The sequence below is a fragment of the Vagococcus vulneris genome, assembly GCF_003950515.1.
Classification (GTDB): Bacteria; Bacillota; Bacilli; order Lactobacillales; family Vagococcaceae; genus Vagococcus; species Vagococcus vulneris.
The window spans coordinates 22,667-47,138 of sequence record NZ_NGJS01000007.1; the positions used below are offsets into that span (position 1 = coordinate 22,667).

22 protein-coding genes are annotated in these 24,472 nt (G+C 37.6%); 5 read left to right on the forward strand and 17 right to left on the reverse strand.

Going from position 1 to position 24,472, the window contains the following annotated elements; all coding sequences use genetic code 11:
* Window positions 1-4: 4 nt before the first annotated feature.
* From CBF37_RS05885 to CBF37_RS11620, 5 genes are all read left to right on the forward strand, one after another.
* Window positions 5-634, forward strand: coding sequence for an NAD-dependent epimerase/dehydratase family protein (locus CBF37_RS05885; RefSeq protein WP_165866653.1), 630 nt, complete (start codon window positions 5-7; stop codon window positions 632-634).
* 15 nt (window positions 635-649) lie between these two features.
* Window positions 650-1,423: a phosphopantothenoylcysteine decarboxylase domain-containing protein gene (locus CBF37_RS05890; RefSeq protein ID WP_125983825.1), complete on the forward strand. Its 774-nt coding sequence runs from the start codon at window positions 650-652 to the stop codon at window positions 1,421-1,423.
* Window position 1,424: 1 nt separating this feature from the next.
* Window positions 1,425-1,970, forward strand: a complete 546-nt coding sequence (locus tag CBF37_RS05895; protein WP_125983826.1) for a flavoprotein — start codon at window positions 1,425-1,427, stop codon at window positions 1,968-1,970.
* A 22-nt stretch (window positions 1,971-1,992) separates the two neighbouring features.
* Entirely contained in the window at window positions 1,993-2,598 is a 606-nt protein-coding gene (locus CBF37_RS05900; protein ID WP_125983915.1) for an ECF transporter S component, read from the forward strand.
* A gap of 238 nt (window positions 2,599-2,836) precedes the next feature.
* Window positions 2,837-3,010, forward strand: a complete 174-nt coding sequence (locus tag CBF37_RS11620; protein WP_165866654.1) for a hypothetical protein — start codon at window positions 2,837-2,839, stop codon at window positions 3,008-3,010.
* A 44-nt stretch (window positions 3,011-3,054) separates the two neighbouring features.
* On the opposite strand, the gene CBF37_RS05905 is transcribed toward CBF37_RS11620, so the two are convergent.
* The 17 genes from CBF37_RS05905 to CBF37_RS05985 all read right to left on the reverse strand — a co-directional run bounded on the left by CBF37_RS05905 (window position 3,055) and on the right by CBF37_RS05985 (window position 24,453).
* On the reverse strand, window positions 3,055-4,923 hold the full coding sequence (locus CBF37_RS05905) for a coiled-coil domain-containing protein (protein WP_125983827.1): 1,869 nt from the start codon (window positions 4,921-4,923) through the stop codon (window positions 3,055-3,057).
* A 281-nt stretch (window positions 4,924-5,204) separates the two neighbouring features.
* Window positions 5,205-6,965, reverse strand: coding sequence for a thiol reductant ABC exporter subunit CydC (cydC, locus tag CBF37_RS05910; RefSeq protein ID WP_125983828.1), 1,761 nt, complete (start codon window positions 6,963-6,965; stop codon window positions 5,205-5,207).
* A gap of 1 nt (window position 6,966) precedes the next feature.
* Entirely contained in the window at window positions 6,967-8,694 is a 1,728-nt protein-coding gene (gene cydD, locus CBF37_RS05915) for a thiol reductant ABC exporter subunit CydD (protein ID WP_125983829.1), read from the reverse strand.
* A gap of 20 nt (window positions 8,695-8,714) precedes the next feature.
* Window positions 8,715-9,740, reverse strand: coding sequence for a cytochrome d ubiquinol oxidase subunit II (cydB, locus tag CBF37_RS05920; RefSeq protein WP_125983830.1), 1,026 nt, complete (start codon window positions 9,738-9,740; stop codon window positions 8,715-8,717).
* Window positions 9,741-9,742: 2 nt separating this feature from the next.
* A complete protein-coding gene (locus CBF37_RS05925; protein WP_125983831.1) occupies window positions 9,743-11,149 on the reverse strand; it encodes a cytochrome ubiquinol oxidase subunit I in 1,407 nt (468 codons plus the stop codon).
* A gap of 113 nt (window positions 11,150-11,262) precedes the next feature.
* Window positions 11,263-12,606: a glutathione-disulfide reductase gene (gene gor / locus CBF37_RS05930; protein WP_125983832.1), complete on the reverse strand. Its 1,344-nt coding sequence runs from the start codon at window positions 12,604-12,606 to the stop codon at window positions 11,263-11,265.
* 13 nt (window positions 12,607-12,619) lie between these two features.
* The gene (locus CBF37_RS05935) at window positions 12,620-13,852 is read right to left on the reverse strand and encodes a peptidase U32 family protein (RefSeq protein ID WP_125983833.1); all 1,233 of its coding nucleotides are present in this window, start codon (window positions 13,850-13,852) and stop codon (window positions 12,620-12,622) included.
* A 15-nt stretch (window positions 13,853-13,867) separates the two neighbouring features.
* Entirely contained in the window at window positions 13,868-14,788 is a 921-nt protein-coding gene (locus CBF37_RS05940; RefSeq protein ID WP_125983834.1) for a peptidase U32 family protein, read from the reverse strand.
* A gap of 159 nt (window positions 14,789-14,947) precedes the next feature.
* Window positions 14,948-15,127, reverse strand: a complete 180-nt coding sequence (locus CBF37_RS05945) for a hypothetical protein (RefSeq protein ID WP_125983835.1) — start codon at window positions 15,125-15,127, stop codon at window positions 14,948-14,950.
* A 54-nt stretch (window positions 15,128-15,181) separates the two neighbouring features.
* Window positions 15,182-16,687 carry a PH domain-containing protein gene (locus CBF37_RS05950; RefSeq protein WP_125983836.1) on the reverse strand — a complete coding sequence of 502 codons (1,506 nt, stop codon included), beginning with the start codon at window positions 16,685-16,687 and terminating at the stop codon, window positions 15,182-15,184.
* Window positions 16,680-17,177 (reverse strand): PH domain-containing protein, encoded by a 498-nt coding sequence (locus CBF37_RS05955; RefSeq protein WP_125983837.1) that lies wholly within the window; start codon window positions 17,175-17,177, stop codon window positions 16,680-16,682. Before CBF37_RS05955 ends, CBF37_RS05950 begins: the two co-directional genes overlap by 8 nt.
* A complete protein-coding gene (locus CBF37_RS05960; RefSeq protein ID WP_240626673.1) occupies window positions 17,174-17,731 on the reverse strand; it encodes a GNAT family N-acetyltransferase in 558 nt (185 codons plus the stop codon). The genes CBF37_RS05955 and CBF37_RS05960 overlap by 4 nt, the downstream gene beginning before the upstream one ends.
* Before the next feature lie 295 nt (window positions 17,732-18,026).
* Window positions 18,027-19,088 (reverse strand): o-succinylbenzoate synthase, encoded by a 1,062-nt coding sequence (gene menC / locus CBF37_RS05965; RefSeq protein ID WP_125983838.1) that lies wholly within the window; start codon window positions 19,086-19,088, stop codon window positions 18,027-18,029.
* Window position 19,089: 1 nt separating this feature from the next.
* Window positions 19,090-19,905 (reverse strand): 2-succinyl-6-hydroxy-2,4-cyclohexadiene-1-carboxylate synthase, encoded by an 816-nt coding sequence (gene menH, locus CBF37_RS05970; protein ID WP_125983839.1) that lies wholly within the window; start codon window positions 19,903-19,905, stop codon window positions 19,090-19,092.
* Window positions 19,905-21,617, reverse strand: a complete 1,713-nt coding sequence (gene menD, locus CBF37_RS05975; RefSeq protein WP_125983840.1) for a 2-succinyl-5-enolpyruvyl-6-hydroxy-3-cyclohexene-1-carboxylic-acid synthase — start codon at window positions 21,615-21,617, stop codon at window positions 19,905-19,907. Before menD ends, menH begins: the two co-directional genes overlap by 1 nt.
* Window positions 21,618-21,619: 2 nt before the next feature.
* The gene (locus CBF37_RS05980) at window positions 21,620-23,002 is read right to left on the reverse strand and encodes an isochorismate synthase (RefSeq protein ID WP_125983841.1); all 1,383 of its coding nucleotides are present in this window, start codon (window positions 23,000-23,002) and stop codon (window positions 21,620-21,622) included.
* Window positions 22,993-24,453, reverse strand: coding sequence for an o-succinylbenzoate--CoA ligase (locus CBF37_RS05985; protein WP_125983842.1), 1,461 nt, complete (start codon window positions 24,451-24,453; stop codon window positions 22,993-22,995). Before CBF37_RS05985 ends, CBF37_RS05980 begins: the two co-directional genes overlap by 10 nt.
* Window positions 24,454-24,472 lie beyond the last annotated feature (19 nt).

The window sequence follows — 24,472 nt, forward strand, 5'->3', positions numbered from 1 at the left end:
GATGATGACACAATCAATTGTAGTTATCGGTGGCAGCGGATTTGTTGGTCAGGGAGTTTGCAAAGAAGCTTTACGCAAAAATATATCCGTTATCAGTATCTCTAAACACGGAAAACCTCAAAAAGAACAGCCTTGGATGTCCCATCCACTGATGATTTGGGTAAAAGCTGATATTTTTACAGACACCTCTTGGAAACATTACTTAGCTGATTGCTTGGGATGTATTAATTTGATCGGTATTCTATTTCAAAACAAGCATCGCGGTCAAACCTACCATCGGATGATTTTTTATACAAACCACTTAATCAGCAGCGTTTGTGAAGAATTCCAAATCCCTTATCTTTTTTTATCTGCCAAAGCCGGGCCTGTAGGATATCTAAAAGCAAAAAAATTGGCAGAACAGGATTTATTGGACAAAACTAACTCAGTTATCATCATTCGGTCCGGACTTGTGACAACAAAGAGAAGACCACTAACCATTTTCAAAGGAACTGCCATTCAACTAGCCGCGCATATTCCCATAGTTCACCACCTGGCTGAGCGAGCTTATCCAGTTTCTCGTAAAAAACTTTCAGAAGAAATTATCAAGCGATTATTAGAAAAGCGGAGTGTCATCGTGAATGACGTACGCTAAGCAAGGAGAGTTCATATGAACATTTTAATCACTGCCGGCGGTACATCAGAAAAAATTGACGATGTACGCCACTTAACCAACCATGCTACAGGCCGCTTAGGTCAAAAAATAGCAGATGCATTACAGCATGATGATCTTTCTATCCATTATGTTTACGGTCCACAAGCTGTATTACCGAAACCTACAGGCGAAGCAGACATTTTTTTCTATCCTATACAATCGGTCACTGATTTATACCAAACAATGAAAAAAATATTAACTGAAAAAAAAATCGACTACGTCATTCATAGTATGGCTGTCAGCGACTATCAACTATCGCATCTCGCTAACGAAGAAATTCTAGCCAATACAGTGGCTGAACATCTAACTGAAAAAAAATGGGAATCAAAAGATGAACTATCTGCCATCATCAAACAGACACTCAAAAATAAGCATTTTTTTCCTAAATCTCAAGCGAAAAAAATTGATTCTGCTGGGGAAGAATTGATTTTATTTTTGGATAAGGCACCTAAAGTGATTCATTCCATCAAGAAGTGGCAGCCCGAAACTATTTTAATCGGCTTTAAATTATTAGTCGGCGTATCTGAGAAAGAATTATACGATGCAGCACAGGCCAGTATCAAAAAAAATCAAGCTGATTATATCTTGGCTAATGATTTAGAATCCATTACTGATCAGCAACACACTGGATTGCTAATTAATTCAAGCGGAATTATTGATCGTTTTTCGACAAAACAAGCAATAGCGGATGGCTTACGACAATTAATTTTAACACAAGGAGGTAATTAGTATGCCCACTGTTTTACTAGGAGTATCTGCCAGTATTTCAGCATATAAAGCAGCCGATTTAATTAGTCAATTAGGTAAGCAAGGAATCGACGTAGAAGTAATTATGACTCAAAATAGCACAAACATTATCCCTCCTTTGACACTGCAGGTTTTATCTAGACATTCAGTGCACACAGATGTGATGCTCGAAAAAACACCTGGTGATATTAATCACATTGACTTAGTCAAACGAGCTGATTTATTTATCATCGCACCGGCAACAGCAAACATTATTGGAAAAATAGCCAATGGAATTGCTGATGATATGCTGTCGACAACTGCTCTAGCAGTACATGACGTACCAAAACTCATCGCACCGGCTATGAATACGTACATGTACGCAAATCCAGCGATGCAAGCTAATCTAAGAAAACTGACTACCTATGACTACCACATCATTGAACCGAAAGAAAGCTTGTTAGCTTGCGGTGATTATGGAAAAGGTGCTTTGGCTGATGTCGCCGAAATTGTTGGGCAGATTCAGTATTTTTTAAGTAAGGAGAACTAATTTGAAAACTCACCAACTTACAATGACAGCTATTTTTCTGTCAATTATTCTATTATTTGCTTTTACACCGCTTGGCTTTATTAACCTCGGCATTATTAGCGCCACGCTGATTCATGTACCAGTTATCATCGGTGCAGTTGTGCTCGGTCCAAGATACGGTGCCTTTTTAGGCTTATCATTTGGTTTAATTAGTATGTTTAATGCTACTGTCAACCCTGTACCGATGTCCTTTGTTTTTTCACCATTTATTCCCGTTATCGGAACTAATCAAGGGAGTTTATGGGCAATCGTCATTGCAATTATTCCGCGTATTTTAGTAGGTATCGTACCGTACTATGCCTTTCAATTGATGAAAAAATCATTGCCTAAATTAAAAGAACCGATAAGTCTATTTATTTCTGGGGTGATTGGTTCACTAACAAACACCATTTTAGTTATGAACCTAATCTACCTTCTTTTCAATCAAGGCTACTCGCAAATTCAAAGCGGTGCACTAGGATCCAGTCTCTACAAAATTGTATTAGCCGTTATCGTAACAAACGGTATTCCCGAAGCTATCGTAGCCGGTATTGCAACTAGTGCTGTGACAGCGGTACTATTAAAATTAACCCATAGAAGTCGAAATTAATGAACCAGCTTTTTTTGCTTTATCAAAGAAGAATCAGCGATGAAGAAAAAACTTACTAGATTATCTCATTACCGTTGGTATCATTATTGTATTTATAATCATTACGTTTATTTAAGCTTTAGCTAACGTATTGGGCAAACAAAATAAAGCAGACATAAATCAGTCCTAAGATGGATGAATTTATATCTGCTTTTTTATATACTGATACTATCATCAAAAGACTGGAGGAGTCACTAAAATGAGTAAAAAACGACTATTCATTATGATAGCAGCCGTGATTGCATTAATATTCGGATTAATCTGTCTATCAACTATTTCAATCAAATTATTCTGGATTGCAGCTTTTTTAGGACTGCCAATCAGTATTTACTATATATTTGATGGTTATTATCATGTTAATCCTTTAAAATAAAAAATCCGAGCAGAGTTTCTTAAAAAAATCTGCTCGGGTTATTTTTATTTTTCGCTCATTTCTTCAATGTGTCGACTTAATAAAGCATAAGCTTTTATGCGATTATACACATCTGCTTCCATCTTATATTTACGTGAAAATAATTTGGGTGGTTTAACATAGTCATCAAGATCACGATAGAAACGACTAAATTTCTTAACTTTTGGTTCCGCCCATTTTTTAAATTTCAATTGTTTAGCCGACGTTAATTTAGCTTTCTTCCAACGATCAGTCAAAATGTCAAGCTGATCTTCACAGGCCTCATACTCGGCCTTAGGTACCTTAACTTTTTTAGTGCTGTGCGTGTCTTCCAACAGTTCAGCAATATCATCTTCCGCTGTATCCGGGTCATATTCTAATAGCTCATCATCATCTTCATAATCATAATCGTAATCATCATAACCATAGTCATCATAACTATAATCATCATAACTATAGTCATCATAATCGTAATCATTATCATAGTCATAATCAGAGTCAGAGTCGTAAACTAATTCATCATCATCACCGTATTCAGCATCAGCAGAGTCAACTGTATGAGCAACTAGTGCTGGCTGCGTCGTAGCTGCTGTTGGTACAGCATCAACTTTTTCTTCAACCTCTGTTAATTTCAACATTAAGTCATCATTCATTTGACGCAAGTCTGATAATTCTTCTTCATAGTTTTTAGCTTGAGCTTGAGCTTTCTTAACTTCAGCTTCTAATTCTTGGTAATCGTCACTAGAAACAGTTTCTAAAGATTGATTATTAACAATCGAATGTGTTAGTGTATCAGGCTCTAAATTATCATAATTTGGCAGCGGGGCCTCACTGGTTACAACTGAAGAAAAATCCGGTAAAACAGCATTAGTTGCTGTATTTAGCTGCATTGTCAACGCTTGATTTTCTCGTTGTAGATGTGCCAGCTCTTCTTCGTACCGTGTTGATTGCGAACGGACTTGCTGATAATTTTTTTCTAATTGCTGATAATGTGAGCGCCAACTATCTTGTGTCTTTTGTTGAGTGGTCATCATTTTATCAACTAATGTCTGTTGCTTAGTTAAACGGTCTGTTAGCTGACGTACTTCATTTTGTTTTTCTTGATTATATAAACGTTTTTTATTCTCTACATCCATTTGCAAACGATCACGATCAGCTTGTAGCATACTTAAGCGACTTTCATAGGTGCGAGACATGTCCACTTTTTCCTGATTGCTTTGTTGTAATGCTGCTTCCAATTCAATAATACGATTACGCAATTGTAAAATTTCATTGTGTCGTTCATTAGCTGCATCGTAACTCTTCTCAATTTCAGCACGCAATTGATCTTTTTCTTGAACGATACTACGCAGCTTCATGTCCCATTCTTTAGCTAATGTATCTTTATCCAATGTTAGTTGTTGGATCTTATTTTTCAGATCAAATGTTTCTGTTTGAAGTTCTTGATTTTTTTGATTTGCATCTAATTCTGTTTCTTGATAGCTAACCAAATCATTTTTTAATTTATCATTTTCTTGAATTAAATTATAAATCTGTGATTGGTTATCTTCGCGAGCACGATCTAAGTCAGTCTTCAATTCTGCTACATAACGATCATGTCCAGAAATTTCTAATTCTAGTTGTTGAATTCGTTCCTGTTTTTCAAGAATTTCTTGCTCTTTCTTTTGCAATTCAAATGTTAATTTATTGATTTTTTCTTGTAAATTTATTTTAGTCTCGTCATGTCCACTGGTTGCACTTTGCAACGACTGATCTGTATGATTTAAGATTTCTTGCAATCGATTCAATTCTTGTTGATACTTCATTTCATCAGATTTACTTTGTTGCAACTTAAAATATAAGTCACTATTTTCCAATTGCAATTTATTTAGACGCTCTTGCCAATCTGGTTCCATGTCCTCAAAGCTCCTTTATCCATCATTCACTTCAATTATTATCACTTAGTATCCCTATTAAGTACGCTGGTTGAATGACCATTTTTATATTCTTATTGCCTTCGTTATTATAACAAGCAATATTTTTCTGCCTATGCACGCTTTATACATAACTACATTAATAGTACCTTGTTCATATACTGATGTAAAGGTCTTTTGAAAAAAATACGTGTATTTAGCATTATTTTTTTGTTACTTTTTGGACAATTGCTATTTTCTCTTAATAACTTAAAAAAGAATCACTATTCATAGGTATCCAGAGCAATTAACCGTTGGTAGTATGTATTTGTTTTCTTTAATTTTTCAGGTGATCCGTCAATTCGTATTTGGCCATCTTTTAAGAAGACAACTCGCTCAGCATGATTAATACCTACTAGATGGTGTGTAATCCAAATTACTGTCTTACCAGCTAATGTTTCAAAGACTGTCGTTAATAGTTGTTTTTCTGTAATCGGGTCTAAACCGATAGTCGGTTCATCAATAATGATAATCGGTACATCTTGTAATAAGATACGCGCTAACGCAATCCGTTGTTGTTCTCCCCCGGAAAAACGTTTACCACCTTCTTCAACTATCGTATCCACGCCGTCTGGCAAAGCATCAATAACTTGTTTTAACCCTGCACGATGGGCGGCCTCTAAAACTTCTTCATCGGTCGCTTCGATATTACCTAGTCGGATATTATTAGCTATGGTCGTGTTAAACAAATGGGGTGATTGGTTCAATACACCGATATAATGTGATTGCTGTCCCACAAAATTAGTGACGTCATAACCTCCGATGGTAATTCTCCCCATTATTGCCGTCAAGTCGCCGCGAATTAGTTTAGATAAGGTCGTTTTCCCCATCCCGCTGCGTCCTAAAACTGCGACCACTTCACCTTGTTTAATAGTTAGTGAAAAGTCAGTTAATAATTGACGCGTTGATTGCGGGTAGCGGAACGACACATTTTTTAAAACAATTGTCGAGTCAGTTAACGCTGCCGGCAACTCACACTCTTCGTGATAGGTTGGTTCATCATGTGAATGAGGCAGTTTATCTAAACGTTGAACCGTATCTTCATACAAAGGCAATTCTCTGATTGAGTCGCTAACCGGTGCAAAGGCATCAATTAACGGAAAAAAAGCCAAAACAAAAGCCGCAATCCAATTTAATGCATTAGCAGAATCCAAGCTGGCAAAATAATTGCCTGACCAGATAAACAAAGCAATAACAACTAAACCAAATAGCAACTGCTTAACAAGTCCTTCATTACGCGTGTAGCGGTTCAACTGTTCATCCTGCTGGCGCACACCAGCTTCAGAATCATTGTATTGATTTAAAAATTCTTGATAACGACCGCTGTATTGCCAGTCGCCAACACCTAAAACGGCATCTGTTAAGTCATTGTAAAGTAAGTGACGCTGCTCTTTTTGCTTATAGATACGCGCATTATTCACTAAAATTGACACTAACGGCATAAGAATTAAAAACGAACTCATTAAAACCAGCATCAGCAAAGCAAAAGGTATCGAAAAAATACCTAAAGCAATAATAATAAAAATATACAGCAGAATTGAAATGAAAGCAGGGAAAATTGTTCGCAAATATAAATTTTGAATATGATTGATATCCTCAGCCAACATACCCAGCAAGCTTCCGCTTTGATAATTTTGTTTAGAAGTTGCTGCTTGCGACTCCAGTGAACGATACAGCTTCAAGCGAATATCAGAAGTCATTTTCAACACCCAATTGTGACTGCCTAGACGCTCCGCATAGCGAAATGTCGGACGTCCAATACCAAAAGCACGTGTCATCACAATCGGCACATAAACCATCAGGATATTTTCCGGATGTGTTGCCGATTTGCTGATTAAGTAACCAGAGGTAAACATTAAGGCACCTGCTGAAAAGAAGGTCAATAAACCTAAAAACAAAACTAAAGCTAGTAATTTTTTGTATTTCTTAAAATAAGGTCTCACCCATGTATCTTCTTTTGAAAGTAATAAATATTTCTTTTTCATATTACTCTCCCTTCAACTCATTAACAAAGGTACTGTATGCCCCTTGTTTTGCTCTTAGTTCTTCATACGTGCCCTGTTCGGTAATTTGACCATTTTCCATGACAATTATGTAGTCCATTTCGCGCATCCAATGCAAACGATGCGTAGCAAAAAAGACTAAGCGGTTATCAAATAACGGCAGCATCATTTGTTTTAAATCTTCTTCCGTTTCAACATCTAAGTGAGCAGTCGGTTCATCAAAAAGCAGGATACTTCGTTGACTGTCTAAAAACGCACGTGCTATTGCGACACGCTGAAACTGTCCTCCGCTTAGCGTATGTCCTCCTTCACCGATAATTGTCTCCAAACCATCCGGAAGTTCTGCAGCTACTTGGGTTAACCCAGCTCGGTCGATTGCTGATAAAATAGCTGATTCCGGTGCATCTGGTTGATAAAAAGCTACATTATCACGTAAAGATGCATGAAAAATATACGGGTCTTGTGGCACATAAAACAATTTATCCTGCCAATTAGCCACACGTAAATTGTCGACTGTTTCATTATTGACCGAAATACTTGCTTCTTCAGCTCCTAAAAATCCACCTAACAACTTAATCAATGTCGATTTCCCAGAACCTGACAAACCGACTACACCAATCTTACCGCATCCAGTCCAAGTAAAATTAATGTCTTCCAATGTACTTTTTTGATTCACCTCATCATATTTAACAGAGGTATGAACTAACTTAAATTCATCGTCCGCTGTCCATTTTTCATTTAAAGGTAGCTCTGAAATTTGGTCAAATTCTTTTTTATCAAGAATTGTCATAATGGACTTAAATGTATTACCACCATCTAATGTAGCATGATAATCATTTGAAAAATCACGAATCGGCAAGAAAAAATCAGGTGCCAAAATTAAAACTGTCATTGCAGGCCACAACTCCAAATGACCATTCATTAATTTAAATCCTAAAAACACAGCAACAATTGCGACAGATAACGTTGTAAAGAAATCTAAAGCAAAAGTTGATAAAATCGCAATTTTCAACGTACTCATAGTTGCTTTACGATAATCTTCACTTATAGCATAAACATTTTTTTCATACTTTTTGCCAAGTCCTAAATAGTTTAATGTTTCCAAACCGCGTAATGAATCTAAAAAGTGATTGCTAAGCAACTGATACCCTTCATATTGACGATCTGCTTTAGCTCGTGCAGCATAGCCCAAAATAATCATAAAAATAATAATAATTGGAAAGACTAAAAGCAAAATTATTCCTGAGCGAATATCTAAATAAAAAACAAAAATCAAAATCAGCCACGGAATAATCATCATGTTTGTCACTTTTGGTAAAACAAGTGTAAAGTAATTCTCAATTTGAGAAATGCCTTCAATTGCCATAGTAACCATATTTCCGGTTCCTTCTTTTTGAACGAAATTAGGACCTAATCGAAATAATTTTTCTAATAATTGCTGCCGTAAAACTTTGGCTTGCCCATAAGCATACGTATCAAGCATTTTATCTCTAATATACAGCAGTACTTGCCTCATAAAAAAACAACTAAAAAAAATAATTAGCGATTGAAGTTGTGATGTCACTGATGCACCATCCCACAACGCGCTAATTCCTTTGGCTAAAAAATAAGCCTGTCCAATAATCAATAAGGCTTGCAGGAATCCGATTCCTGCAAGCCCTATTAAGATTGGCCTAATTTTATTAATTCGAAATAAATTCTTATCAATCAATTAGGTCATCTCCTTATCTATTAATATCCGTTTGTATCTAATTTATTGCTAACATGAATTCTTTTTGAGAAAACATAATAGCTCCAACTTTGATAAGCTAATACAAATGGCAAAATACATACAGTAACAATAGTCATTGTCTTCAATGTATAAGATGAGTTAGCTGAATTTTTAATCAACATACTTAATGATGGATCATCTGCAATCATGACACGTGGGAACATACCATTAAAGATAAATACAACGATACCAACCAAAATTAAACCTGTTGCTAAAAATGACATTAACTCTTTATTAACATGTGAACCATATGCAGAAATCACAGCAAATAGAACAATTAATCCTAATAAAATAAATGATGGCACTGGTTTTTCAGTAAAGAAATCAGTTTTAATATAGGCTAAAATGGCAAACACAACTAAACCGGCAAATAAAACAGGGTATAGTTTTTTAGTATATACATGTGCGCGCTCACGAACATTGCCTGCTGTTTTTAAACGGATATAGTTCAACCCGTGTAAGAAACAAATTAATGTGACAGCGACTCCACCAACAATTGAGAATAAATTGACATAATCACCAAAACCAGCATTCATAATATTTTTATCTGCTGCAATCGGCATGCCTTGAATCATATTGACAAAAACCATACCGAATAAAAATGGCGGTAAAACACTGCCGATAAACATTGCCCATTCCCATAAATTACGTTCGCGTGCTGAATGTGCATGTGCTCTAAACTCAAATGACACACCACGTAAAATCAAACCAACTAAAATCAGTAAGAACATCACATAAAATCCACTGAACAATGTAGCATACCATTCTGGGAAAGATGCAAACATCGCTCCACCGGCTGTAATCAACCAAACCTCATTACCATCCCAAACTGGTCCAATTGTTTCAATAATTTGATCACGTTCACGTTTGTTGCGAGCCAGTAACTTCACTGACATACCAACACCAAAGTCAAAACCTTCTAAGAAAAAGAATCCGCTAAATAATACACCAATTAAAACAAACCACAATAACTCTAATGCTGTCATATCTAGAAGACCTCCTTCGCAAATGGATCAATGCCATCTTTTTTTGCTTCTGACTCATCCACATAATAAGGACCTTTAGCAACTTCTCGTTTTGATTTAACAACCATCACGCCGCCTAAAATCAAGAATAGACCAAAATAAACAATGTTACTAAATAGTAAATTACCTGCTGTTACCGCTGGTGAAACACTATCTTTAATTGTGAACAATCCGTAAACGGTCCAAGGATAACGACCTAATTCAGTAATTAACCAACCAAATGTGTTTGAAATGAACGGGAAGAGTATCCCAACAACCAATAACCATAAGAACCATTTTGTTTTATAAATCCGGTCATTTTTAAGTAAGAATAAACCGACAACAGCCATCAAGGCCAACAACGTTCCGAAGCCCGCCATAAAACGGAATCCCCAGAATAATGACTTAACTGGTAAATAATAGTCCATTTCTTGGCCGAATTGTGCATCATGTTTTTCATGCAGTTGTTTATTAGCTTCATCCATACCTATATATTTATCTTTGCCTCCAAGAAGCGTTAACATATAAGGCACTTCAATAGTCCAATCTACTTTTTTATCTTTCGTATCAATTCCTGAAATAAGTGTCCAAGGTGCCGGTGACGAAGTGTCATCGTATATACCTTCCATTGCAGCAAATTTCATTGGTTGATCATCTGCAACATGGATCATTTGTTGATGTCCAGCACCAATTGTTAAGATTGAACCGACTAACCCCATAATTAATCCAAATTTTAATGAACGACGGTAAAAAGGTAGATCTTTCTTTTTCATCATCATCCAAGCAGATGATCCCGCGATAACAAACGCTGCTGTAACAACTGCCCCAAAAATTACGTGTGGGAATTCCATCCATAATTGTTTGTTTTTCAATAAACCAGCAAAACTTGTTAATTCCGCACGATTAGTAGCTTCATTAATCCGATAAGCCACCGGCGTTTGCATAAATGAGTTAGCCGCTAAAATCCATAATGCTGATAGTGTTGATCCAATAGCAACTAACCAAATACATAATAAGTGCAGTTTTTTACCGAACTTATCCCAACCAAACATCCATAATCCAATAAATGTTGATTCTAAGAAGAATGCTAATAAAGCTTCCACTGCAAGTGGTGCCCCAAAAATATCCCCCATAAAACGTGAGTACTCTGACCAGTTCATACCAAATTGAAATTCTTGGATAATTCCGGTAACGACCCCAACAGCAAAGCTTAGAAGAAATATTTTACTCCAAAACTTAGTCATGTCTTTATACATTTCATCTTTTTTAACTACATATAAAGTTTGCATAAGTGCGATTGCAAAGCCTAAACCAATAGACAATGGAACGAAAAAAAAGTGAAAAACGGTGGTCATCCCAAACTGGAATCGAGCCAATGATAAAACATCCATTTTATAACCCTCCTTAATTAATTACTAACAAAATAATTATACCCTATAACACACAGACTTTCAAAAACTATTAAGTGATTATTACTTAATAGCTTTTATAATCTGAGTAATTATTAACGCATTGTGACAAATTCTTCAGCGCTAGTTGGATGTATAGCAACTGTATTATCAAAATCTGCTTTCGTGGCACCCATCTTAATCGCAACACCAAAGCCTTGCAACATCTCATCCATCCCTAAACCAATTCCATGTAGTCCGACGACTTTCTCCTCAATACCAACACAAACTAACTTCATATAACATTTTTGTTTTTCTTCTGTAATAGCATACATCATCGGTGTAAAAGTTGATGTATAAATTTTTACATCATCCCCGTACTGTTGCCGAGCCTGTGCTTCAGTCAACCCAATTGTTCCAATTGTCGGATGTGAAAAAACAACTGTTGGAATATTTTTGTAATCTAATTTCAAATCAGTTTTCCCATTAAACAGGCGCTCTGATAGACGGCGTCCAGCCGCAATTGCCACAGGTGTCAAATCGATTTTATCAACTACATCACCAATAGCATAAATTCCAGGGTGGGTTGTATTCTGATAAGCATCAACTTTAATTGCACCACGTTCAGTCAATTCAATAGAAGTCGCTTCAATATTTAAACCATCTACATTGGCATGACGTCCAACTGCCCATAAAATTTCTTCTGATTCAATCGACTCACCGTTTTCAAAGGTTAATAGATAGCCGTCTGCAGTTTTTACCACTTTTTTTGGAACAGAATGAGCATGCATATGAATACCTTGCTGTTGATAACTTTCAACCAATGCATCAGAAATCATCGTATCAAAACTGCGTAAGACTGTTTGTTTGCGATAAGCCAAATGAGTTTCTACACCTAGACCATTTAAAACACCAGCCAATTCAACGGCAATATAGCCAGCCCCTACAACTACGATAGATTTAGGCAATTTTGTCAATTCAAAAAATCCATTAGAATCAATTCCAAGTTCACTTCCAGGAATATCAGGACGGGTAATTTTACCACCTGTTGCAATTAATATATGCGGTGCTGAATATTGTTGACCATCAACTTCAACTGTTTGATTGTCAACAAAAGAAGCATACCCTGCCAGGAAAGTTACTTTGTTTGAATCAAGTCCGCGCATATAAGCGCCATGCAAGCGTGTAATGTATGCTTGACGTCTTGCAACAAAATCCGCAAAATTTTCTTGTTTAATCTCGACATCAAAACCGTACTCTTTAGCTGCATGTAGCATTGTATGACGCATGTCCGATGCTGTCCACATCACCTTTTTAGGGACACAACCGACATTAACACAGGTACCTCCAATATTATTTCCTTCTATTAAGAGTACTTTTGCACCATACATACCGGCACGATTAGCAGATGCAATTCCGCCGCTGCCGCCTCCGATAACAATATAATCAAATTTTTCCATTATAATGACCCCCTTATTTTTTCTTGCGAATCATATCTCCTGGTTTTACTGGCTGTTCCACCGGTATTTTAACAATCATCATGGCATTGGGCGCTTTATCAATTTCTTCATCATCTTCATTCCACATTTTAGTCAATGTTTGTTGAAAATGTGTGAAGCCAGGTCCATAGAACTCAACAACATCATTCAAACGAAAATGATTGCGCTGTTGAATAGTTGCCATTTTGGTTGCACCATCGTAGTCCAGTACCTCGCCGATAAACTTATGAACCGGCATTTTGCGGCGTTTACCGAATAATTGTTCGTTTTCAGTTGGTGTTCCATAATAAAAACCAGTCGCTAATTCTCGCTGAGCTACTTTCCATAGCTCATCAATCCATTCCTGTTTGCAGACATAATTTTCAGGATCTTCCATATAACTGTCAACGGCTGCCTTATAGACATTTGACACAGTTGATACATAATGAATCGACTTCATTCGACCTTCAATTTTCAGGCTGTCTACACCATTTTGAATCAAGTCCGGGATATGTTCAATCATCGTCATATCCACCGCACTCATTGAAAAAGGCTCGCTGACTTCACCGCTGTTCGTTAAACTTTGACGTTCTTCACCAAAAGGCATATCGAACAAATCGTATTTCCAACGGCATGATTGAGAACAGCCACCGCGATTAGCATCGCGATGTGACATGTGGTTCGATAATGTACAACGACCAGAGTAAGAAATACACATTGCACCATGAATAAAAGCTTCAATTTCCACATCAGTATGCTGACGAATTTTAGCAACTTCCGACATTGACACTTCACGTGCCAGTACAACCCGTTCTAATCCCTCGTTTTTCCAAAATTCTAAAGTTTCATAGTTTGTTGCCGAGGACTGTGTTGATAGGTGAATAGGTAAACCGGGAGCTTCAGTAATACAAACCTCTATCAGTGCTGGATCTGAAACGATAACTGCGCTGATTCCGACATCACGTAATTCACGGAAAAACTCACCGGCACCTTTTGCATCGAATTCATGTGTCACCATATTAGCAGCAACATAAACTTTAGCATTATGTTCTTTTGCAAATCGAACACCTTCTGCCATCTCGTCGTAAGTGAAGTTACCGGCCCGACTCCTTAGTCCGTAAGCATTTCCACCAATATATACAGCATCTGCTCCGTATCTGATAGCTACCTTTAGCTTTTCTAATGTTCCAGCCGGCGCCAAAACCTCTGGTCTTTTTAATGTTGTCATTCGTTATATACTCCTTTATCTAATATCCTCGGGATTCAAATAGTAAAATCCTTCATCTAAACTTCGGCCATTAGGATGAGCAGCAACCACTACTTCATTTAACCTTGCCGCTTCTATTTCTGTCCACTGATTTGCTTCAATTAGTTTTTTTGCTTCAGCAAAAGCGTCTACAATTTCCACAAATAGGTCGCCTGGTGTAAAAATACCATCTAATTTCCACGAATCTAACTTCATGTCGTGCAATTCACCTAACTGATGCATCAAATTAATATCAGCAGAATTAAAAATATGTGTACCGTGCTGATCTTCATAAATAGAGTAGTGTGTCGTTTCATCTTTCGGCTCTGAAATAAATAGACCTCTATTTTTTGTGGTCGCCTCATCCGTCTTAACAAAGTTGAAATAATTTTCTAACAACGGTCGTTTTGATTGGTGAATACACGTTGCTCCGTAAACCAGCATCTCACCAGGAATGTTTAAAGCCGGTCCTAAGTCTTTTAACTCTAAATAGGGGATTTCTCGAGCCAAAACAGCTCCCTGAGCGCCTTTACCAGCCCAAAAATTAATTTGACGGGAACTAGTCACCATCGTCGCGGCATCATAGATAAAAGGCAGATGATATTTATCTCGATTAAGTACATATATGACCCCCGGATCTCCTACAACAAGATCATCCACACCGATTTCCTGTAAGAAAGCTAAATACTCCGGTAACTCTTCCATTTTTTCAGGATGCATAATCCCATTAACTGCAATTCTTATTTTCTTTCCATAAGCATGTGTTAAATCAGTTAATTCTTTTAACTCATGTCGTTCAAAATGTGTTGGCAGTCGCAAACCAAAGTTTGCATCACCTGTGTATATATAATCAATATTCAATTCGACCAATTGTTTTGCTTGTGAAAGAGATTCCACGGTAGTAATGATTTTTGGCATATAATTTCCTCCTAAACTATCAAGATTATCCTATCATAACCAAAAACCTTTTGGAAGAATATCACAAAGATTTTTAAAATATTTGAAAATATAATCACAAACAAGAATATAAAAAACGGTAGTCAAAATTGACTCCCGTCTTAAAAAATAGCAACATTCTTATTTTGATTTCTTTTGGACCTTCTGATGTGCTATTACAGCATTAGTTATACAATTGATAAAAAATAATACCGCAACAATTTTTGCTACTACACCGTCTTGAAAAATAAAAACACCTGCAACAATTAAACTCATCAAAGAAAAATAAAATTGATACGTCTTAAAAATAGCTGAATTCATTTATTTCTCCCCCTTTATTATCTAGCCTATCATACAATTTGTCAGAACAGAATACTACTCCTTAGAATTGTGCTGACGATAAGATTGACAAATACAAGTAATATCTAATGTTGGCAAATATTTCAATACTGTCTGTTTTGTACCATTATCACAGCTAATCCAAAATTCAACATGTCCCATCGCTTTAGGCCGCAGCCACTTACTTGTACTGCGTTTTACTGCCTGAAGTCTTCGCGGCTCAACCAAAAGCAGTTCTTTAGTCAAGCACTTGTGCTTCTGAATAGCCAACCATGTTTTTTTCTGCAAAGCATATCCCTGAGAGTCTGCTTGCAACCATGATAGAAAACCTGTTAATAAAAGCAGTAAGAGGCTTGGAATTGCGGCCCAAAGATAAAAATACATGCCCGCAGCGGTCAAAGGAATGATTATTGCTAACCACCAGCGCCAAAAATACCACATTTTGTCTTTCGACACATAGGTCAATACCGGCTCTTCTATCTGCCACTCCGGTAATAAATACGACAGTTGATGATACAACATATCTTGTTTAACAATAGGCAACAAATACTGACGTTTTGCTGAAGTACTGTCTTCATCACCAGCTTGCCCGCGGGCTAAAAGTAATTCAACAGAAACCAAACCAAATAGACGACGAATTATCTGCTGACGAATTTTTATTCCTTGTATTTTATGCAGTGGAATTTTTTGAATTCGTTTTTCCAATAGTCCGCTCTCGGTAATTAAGGTTCCACTGTCTCGAGTAATTGTAAATTGATGTAAGGTTAAAAACTGTTTACCTATAGAGATTGACGATAAAATTATCAATATACCTATTATCACCAGAGCCAGCATCAGCCAACTCATTCGCAAAAGTTCTTCAGACATATTTGTTACTCGTTTTATCCAGTTAAGCGGTATAAAATCATCAACAAAAAAATATACGGCAAATACTACTGCAAAAATACTTAAATCCGTTAAGCCGAACATCAAAATATCCCGATTTGGTACACGATAAAAAGGCATACTTTCTGAGACTAATTGTTTAATTAGACGGTCATTTACTTTTTCAGCAGCCAATAAACTATAACTAGCCAGACTGTCCGCTGTATTAAACGTGGCCGTTCCTTTAGCTTGCCTGCGAACTTCGATTTTCTGAAGTAAGTCATAACTGACTGCAGGAAGATGAACTTCTGGTTCGCTGTCATTTCCCGCTGTATCTATCAAAAGTTCGACAACTTTAAACAGCTTTAGAAAAAACCACTGCCTTTGTTTAATTGTCTGAATGCGTTCATAAGGAACTGTTATTTCTTTTTTGAAGAAGACACCCTTATAAACGATTAAGTCGGCATCACGAATTTCATACGTTTCAGTCAAATAATTCCAAATAGCCAAAATAATTGAAAAAAGGATCGTTCCACCTATTAACAAAAATTTAACTAATGAATGCTGAAAAAATCCTGATGAAATTATCAATATCGCTAATGCAAAAGTAAATTCTTTCAAATTCTTAACTATTGCTAAAACCAATGCTAACGGGTGATATCTTTGACGTTCAGACATCCTCTTTAGTCACCTTTACTAAATCGATGATCTGCTGTCGCAACTTGACAGCATCTGACACCGTTAAACCCGAAATTTTATGTCTTGTTGCAGCAGTGTTAACGACCAATTCCATTAGGTCTTCTTTTCGTAAAAATGGGCCTTGTTCTGTCTCTACATGTTGAATGCGATTAATAGGTACATAAGTCGTTGATCTAAAAAAATATCCTTCTTGAAAGGCTAAATCATCACTCGTTACTTCATACCGATGAAAAGCATAGCGGTAAGGTACAAGTACAGCAGTAACGATTCCAACAACCGCTACCATTCCAAAGTAAATGACAGCTGGCCACAACCACAGCTGCCTCCACCAACCTAAATAAAAAAGAACAGCTACACTGATGACACCTATCACTAACATTATTAAAACACTTAATATATTAGCCTTATACCAAACTTTCTTAATCGTTTTAGGCATTTTATTTTTTAATAAGGGATAATCACCTGTCATTTTGTCTGCTCCTTCACTAACCAATCTTTTTTAGTCAAATGTGTAAAATACTCTGTACGATATTCATTTAATAACGGAACGGATTTCTCTTCAACCGTATACGCATCTTTAAATCCGCATTTTAATTGGACAGTATAAGATTGTTGATTGCCATCATAATAACCGCACCATAAATCAGTCAGATTAAGCTCATCAAAGCAATATCGAATAATTTCATTAAGCGCCTCCGGCATATAGCCGTGCCCCCAAAACGGAACACCTATCCAGTAACCAATTTCGGCCTCATTCATTTTCTCGTCTTGTTGTTTAATGCCAATCGCTCCAATAATGTGCCCTCTGTCTTTTTTTAAACAAACAGCAAAACTATGCAGTTTCTGCAACTCCTCAGCAATAATCCTTCGGCTCATTGCTTCACTTGTATGCACCGGCCAGCCTGCACGAGGTCCAACTTTTTCATCAGACGCATATTTATAAAGTGCAGGTGCATCCGTTAATTCCCATTCTCTCAGTATTAGACGCTCTGTAACCAATTCACTTTCGAACATTTTTGACATGCTGTATCAGCCCTTCCATAAATGTTTATCACTCATTATAACCAACTATTCTGCTTTATAACTACTTTTTTAACCTCGCCAATTCATAAAACGTATATTTCATAAATTGTACTTGTTAAATTCATATTTTTTTCGCATTTAACCCCTATTATATAAATATACCAACAAACAACATTAACAAACCTTTTCATTTTATTTACTCCTCCAAAGTAAATAAAACAACTCCTTTTTGACCTCCAGTTAAGCTGGGGGTCTTTTTTATACGAAAATGATGTAAGGCAATAATCTGTTTACATTATTTTAATGAAACACCAATACCGTACCCTCTCGGAATCTCAATACTACCATTATCTACTGTAAATTGTTCCTGAATCACGTCTTCCTTGAAATAATGTGACGACGCTGCTAAGTCTCCCGGAAATTTTAGTGCCGACATGGCAGAAAATTGAACGTTTAACGCCCGACCAATACCGGTTTCGTACATACCGCCCAACCAAACACTAATATCATGCTCCCTGCAAAATTTTAAAATATCCAGTGCCTCTGTTAGACCTCCAACTCGCGGGATTTTTAAATTAATACTGCGGCAGCTGCCTAAATGTTCAGCTAAACGACAATCATCTAGTCTTCGGATATTCTCATCTAAACACACGCGAGTATTCAACAATTTTTGTAATTTTGCATGTTCTAAAAAGTCATACGTATTGAATGGCTGTTCAAGCATAACTATCCCCAACTCATCCAATGTCTGTAGCTGACCTTTTTGTGCCCACGTATAACTGGAGTTAGCATCAACTATTAGCGGTAGTTCAGGAAAGGCCTCACGAATCCAAGTCACAGGCGTCACATCCCAATCGGGACTGACCTTAAGTTTGACACGCTGATATCCTTGTTCAACATACTCCGACACCCGATTAACTAACTCAGATTGTTCATACATCATACCCAAACTAACACCAGCCAATGCCCTTGTCCTTGTTCCCCCTATCAAACTTGATAAACTAGATTTCTGCTGTTTCGCATACAAGTCCCATACAGCTGTTTCTAAACTTGACTTTGCCATGTTATGACCTTTTATTTTTGAAAATAAAGTTTTTACTTCGATAGGATGATTGATGTCACGGTCTCTTAATAACGGTATCAGGCACTGTTCAGAAATCAGCCGTTCTCCTGATAAAGTTTCTTCAATATAATCTGGGTACTCTAATGCAGTTAACTCGCCATAGCCCACATTGCCAAAATCATCTCTGATAACAATGATATCTGCCATTTTATGTGTCAATGCCCCATAGCTAGTCACAATCGGTTGGACAAACGGCAGTGTGACAAAGTATCGATCAATCGTTGTTATCCTCATTTCACTCACCTGCCATTTGATTGATTATACTGATAAATTTATCTGGCTGCTCCAAATGGATACAATGTCCAGCATGTTTCACTGTAACTACCTGAATTGTCGGCTGAAAAATCTTCATATTCATTGCGATTTGACTGAATTTTTCATCTTTAGTGCCCACAATCAATACTACCCTCTTGTGCAATAGTTCTTTTAAACGTGGCCAATAATTAGGCATAACTCCAGTTCCCATGAAGCGCAAACTATTAGCCAAACCAACTTTTTTTTGCGCTAAGCGTTCGTTGCGAATAGCGATCCGCCTTAACGCAGGCAAGTCGTTTTGCGTAGCAAATAGTGGTAATCTCTCCCAAGAATCGACAAAAGCTTCAATGCCTTGATGCTCAATTTCCTCTGCTAATTGATGATCTTGCTTTTGACGCTTCTGACGTTCTTTTGGACACTCAATTCCTGGCGTGCCACTCTCCATAATTAACTGATTGACTTTTTCTGGATAATCCAAGGTAAACCCCAATGCAGTCCGTGCACCCATAGAGTATCCTAGCACATCAACTTTTGTTAACGATAAAGAGTTTAAAAAGTTATCTATGATACTTAACACATAGTCGAATTGATAATATTTCCCTAATTGAGGGGCCGCGCTGCTGCCATGACCAATTAAATCTAGGATAAGTATATTGTACGCATCCACATCTTTTAAACATGAAAATGTCTGCCCAGTTCCTGTAAATCCATGTAAACACAATAATGTCGGACGATCCTTTTGATACGGCGTTGTCCAATGATATGTATAATAATGACCATCGATTTTCTGTCTCATTAAAAGGCCTCACGTATAGAATTCTTAATTGCTTCATATTCTGTGATACTTTCAGTACGACTAGTTGTCACTTCAATGATACGTAAGCCAGCAGCATTTTTTCCGCTAGTCAACAGCTCTTCCAATTCAGCCAAACTTTTAGGATTAGCATATTCTGCACCATACAATTCCGCCATTTTTTTACCATCTAAATTCGTTGGTGTCCCAAACAAAGGCTCAAATTCCTCAGGTTCTAATGCTTTTTGAGATAGATAAGAAAAAATACCGCCACCATTATTATTCAATAAAACAATTGTTAACGATAGACGGTGATCACGCGCCCACATTAAACCATTCATATCATGGTACATTGCTAAATCACCAATTAACAACACGTTATCGGATTCCGGTTTAACCATTGCCATCCCCATGGCAGTCGATACAATACCATCGATACCATTGACTCCGCGATTGCCATAGACTGTATGTTCTGTTTCAGTCACTCCGCCAAAGCGGTCCAAATAGCGTATTGCCATACTGTTAGATACGAATAACTGCCCTGAAGACGCCATTGTTTGATGTACTTTTAACGCGACCGCTGTTTCACTGAGAGATAATAACACAGGATGTTGGTGAATCAACTCCGCAGTTCGCTGCTGCCACGTTTGCCAAGTTTCTGACCAACTGTCAGGTGATGGTTTTATCTGACTTTGTTGCAGCTCTTCAACAATTTGAGAAGCATCAGCTTGAATGATTAAGCAGCTACGTTTTAACGGATCCTGCCATTCTCCAGACTCATCTACTAAATAAATCGGAATTTCTGTAAAAGTCAGCTCTTTTAACCACAACATAACATTTTTAGAGATCGGTAATTTTCCAAAACGCAATATACAATCTGGCCTTTCATGTGTCACAATGTCAACAAATAAATCAGCATGTCCCATAATATTTGGACTGACCGCTCCACAAGTGGTTATATTTGTTAAAGGGTCACCGATAATCGGCCACTGCAGTTTGTCGGCTAAAGCAATCAGATGACGTGCTTCTGCCAATGACTGTTCACCACCAATAATAATAACTCCTTTTTTCGCAGATAACTTGTCGGCAAGCAGAGCCAGATTAGTTTGTGATATTTTTTTATTGCCAGCAAGAACCAACATTTCCGACATCTTAACAGGAGTACGGTTTAAGTCCGGAAGCAAAGGTTCACGCAATGGAAAATTCAGTTGAACGGGACCTTTCGGTACTTGCTGTGCGATATTAGTTAACCTTGCTGTTTGCCAAAACGCATAATCCAGCATTTCCTCTTGATTATCCGGCAAACTCATATCAATAAATTTTTTTGTATGTTCTCCAAAAAGAGCCGTTTGATTCATTGCTTGCGGTGCACCGACATCTCGTAATTCATGAGGTCGATCTGTCGTTAAAACAATTAACGGAACTTGACTGGCATTAGCCTCACAAATCGCTGGAAAATAATTGGCCGCAGCAGTTCCTGATGTACATAATAAAGCCACCGGCTGACCACTTGCTTTACTTAAGCCCAACCCTAAAAAGGCTGACGAACGCTCATCCACACCAATAAATGTATCGATTACAGCTGAATGATACAGCAGCAAAGCTAGAGGGGTTGACCTGGATCCTGGACTGATAACAGCTTTTGTTACATGCTGACTGATTAACCCATTAACTACTGCTTGCAGATAATCAGTTAGTTCTTCTTGATAAGCCATTTTTATTTACCTCCCATTCCACGAAGCATCGGTTGAAATTTAACCCGTGTTTCTGCTAACTCCAATGTCGGTTGTGATTCTTTAACAATGCCACAACCGGCATAAAGATAACCTTTATGCTTGTCAAGCAAAGCAGAGCGAATGCCCACTGCAAATTCACCACAATCAGCTGTCAAGCTTAGCCAGCCAACCGGGGCACCATAAAGTCCTCGATGAATCGGTTCATGTGCCGCTAAAAAATCAAGCGCCAATTGTTTAGGCTCACCGCCCAAAGCTGGTGTTGGATGCAACGTTTCAACTGCTGTTAAAAAACTTGTCTGAGCAACACGAGGTGCCTCAATGGGTAAAAACAGATGTTGGATGTCACGATTTTTTAATAGTGTTGGTTCATCTAGATGAATTGCTGTACCTGACAATTGTTCTAATTCTGTAACAATTCGGTCTACCACAATTTGATGTTCGCCCCTATTTTTTAAATCCTGTAGCAACTCATTGCCTAAATGCTGATCTTCAGCTGCAGTCGCTCCACGCGGTGTCGATCCGGCAATACTTGCCGTCAAAAAATTACTTGGTGTTGCTTTTAATAGACGTTCAGGCGTTGATCCGATAAATGTCTGACTATCTTTAGTTAACGAAAATAAATATGTATTAGGCTGCTGCTCACGCAAGGCAGCCATTATTTGTCCGCTTGACAAAGTATCTCGTGATTCAACTTCTAAAATACGCGCGGTCACTACTTTAGCTAACTCTGTTCGACCATTCAAAGTTTTAATCGTTTTCTCAACTAAATCCATCCATGCAGGTATATCAAGTTCTATCTGTTTTATAATACCACTAGACACCGACTCTTCGCTGCACAAAGTTTCACTTAATTTCTGAACCAAAGAGACTCGTTCTGACCAACTTTTTTCTAAAACAGACAAATCTTTCTTTGAAAAATTGAAGAGAATAGTTTTCTTTTTCTTATTCGCCAAAATCTGTATTTTCGGTAAAAAGAAAAAGCCGTCTCCAAATTCCCCCCACATATTATCATTCGGATGATGACCTTGTAGCATAAAAGGAAAAGCGCCGACTAATGACGGTGTTCTTCCGCTAAGTTCAATAGAATCAGGTAAGACAATTGTTTTTTGTTTTTTATGCCAATCATTAATTTTTTGAGGCTTTGCAGCTTCACCGATAAATTGAGCTACAGCACCAAACCCAGCCATTGATTGTTGGCGATTAGGCGTTTCCCAATACCAGGTTTCCGCAATCTTTAATGATTGACTAGCTTGAAATAAATCAAGTACCGTTTTTTTGAAATCCATATCATAAATCCAAGTAAGATAGTCAATCGATTCATTTTGATATGCTGCCAGTTCTTGCGGTACAGGTGTTATCTCCATAAAAAATCCTCTCTTTCTGCAGTCAACAAACGATGTTTGGCTAATTTACCGCTAGCCGTCCGCGGTAATACGCGACAATAATAGATCTTCTTTGGTCGTTTGTATTTCGCTAGTTTCCCCTCTAAAAAAGTATTTATTTCATCTTGTGTAGCAGTTCCAACAATATATACAACCGGAACGTGTCCCCACATTTTATCTGGTTCACCGATAACGGCTACCGTTTTAATCGTCGGCATCATCTCTAACACATGCTCGACTTCTACCGGATAGATATTTTCACCACCTGAAATAATCAGTTCACTTAAACGACTAACTACATATAAATAACCATGACGATCTAAATAACCCATATCTCCAGTCCTGAACCAGTTATCCAGCGTCCATTTTTCATGATGCCATTCAGCATCATTCAAATAACCGCTAATCACACTTGGACCTTTTAACCAAATTTCCCCGATAGTATCTGCAGAAACTGTTTGATACTCTCTATCCACAATTTTGATCTGCACACCTTCCAGAGGCCGACCGACTGCACCAATATGCTTTAAGGAATCTTTTGAATTCAGCGAAATGACTTGTGAACAAGTTTCTGTCATACCATAAGACTGAATTGCTTCAATTCCATAGTGTCTGCATTCCTGCAGCATTGCTGTCGATACAGGCCCGCCGCCTAATAAAAACAATCGAAACTTTTGATGATAACCGCTGTCTGGAAACTCTGCCAGTAATTTTTCAAGCATTAGTGGTACGACTGACATAATACTGCCATGTCCACGGACCAAATCGGCAGTCACCATTTCAGCATCAAAGTGTTCATATAATTTAATACTGCATCCGTATAACAGGTGGCGACATATTATTGACAACCCACTCACATGAAATAATGGAACTGCGCAAAGCCAACAGTCCGCAGATGACAAACCAAGATTAATCGCAGCGGCTTCGGCACTCGCTCTATGATTTTTAAAGCGTTGAATGACACCTTTCGGCTTGCCCGTAGTCCCTGATGTATACATAATCGTTGCAACAGCTTCATCTGACATGTCAGAAAACTGCAAATAGCCTTTTTCTAAATAATCAGTCGGCTGTTCAAGAGGTATCATCTTGATATTCTGAACTTTTTGCAATGCCGTTCTGCATTTTTCAGATGCAAGCACAAAAGAGACTTGAGCATCAGTCAATTGATACTCAAGTTCTCGAGGTTGTAAATGTATATTTAAACAAACAATTTCCTTCCCCAGCGACCATAATGCCAGCATAGTAAAATATAATTCTTGGGAATTTTGACTCATAACGGCAATGCGGACAGCTGTCGTTGGGATGCATCCACTGAAGTATCTCATTCGCTCCTGAACTTCTTGGCCGATTTCAGCAAACGTCCACATGCGATTGCCGTAATACAAACCCGGTGCATCCGGACGTTCTTGTAATTGTTGTATTAACCAATTCATTACTTGCTACCCTCCAGCC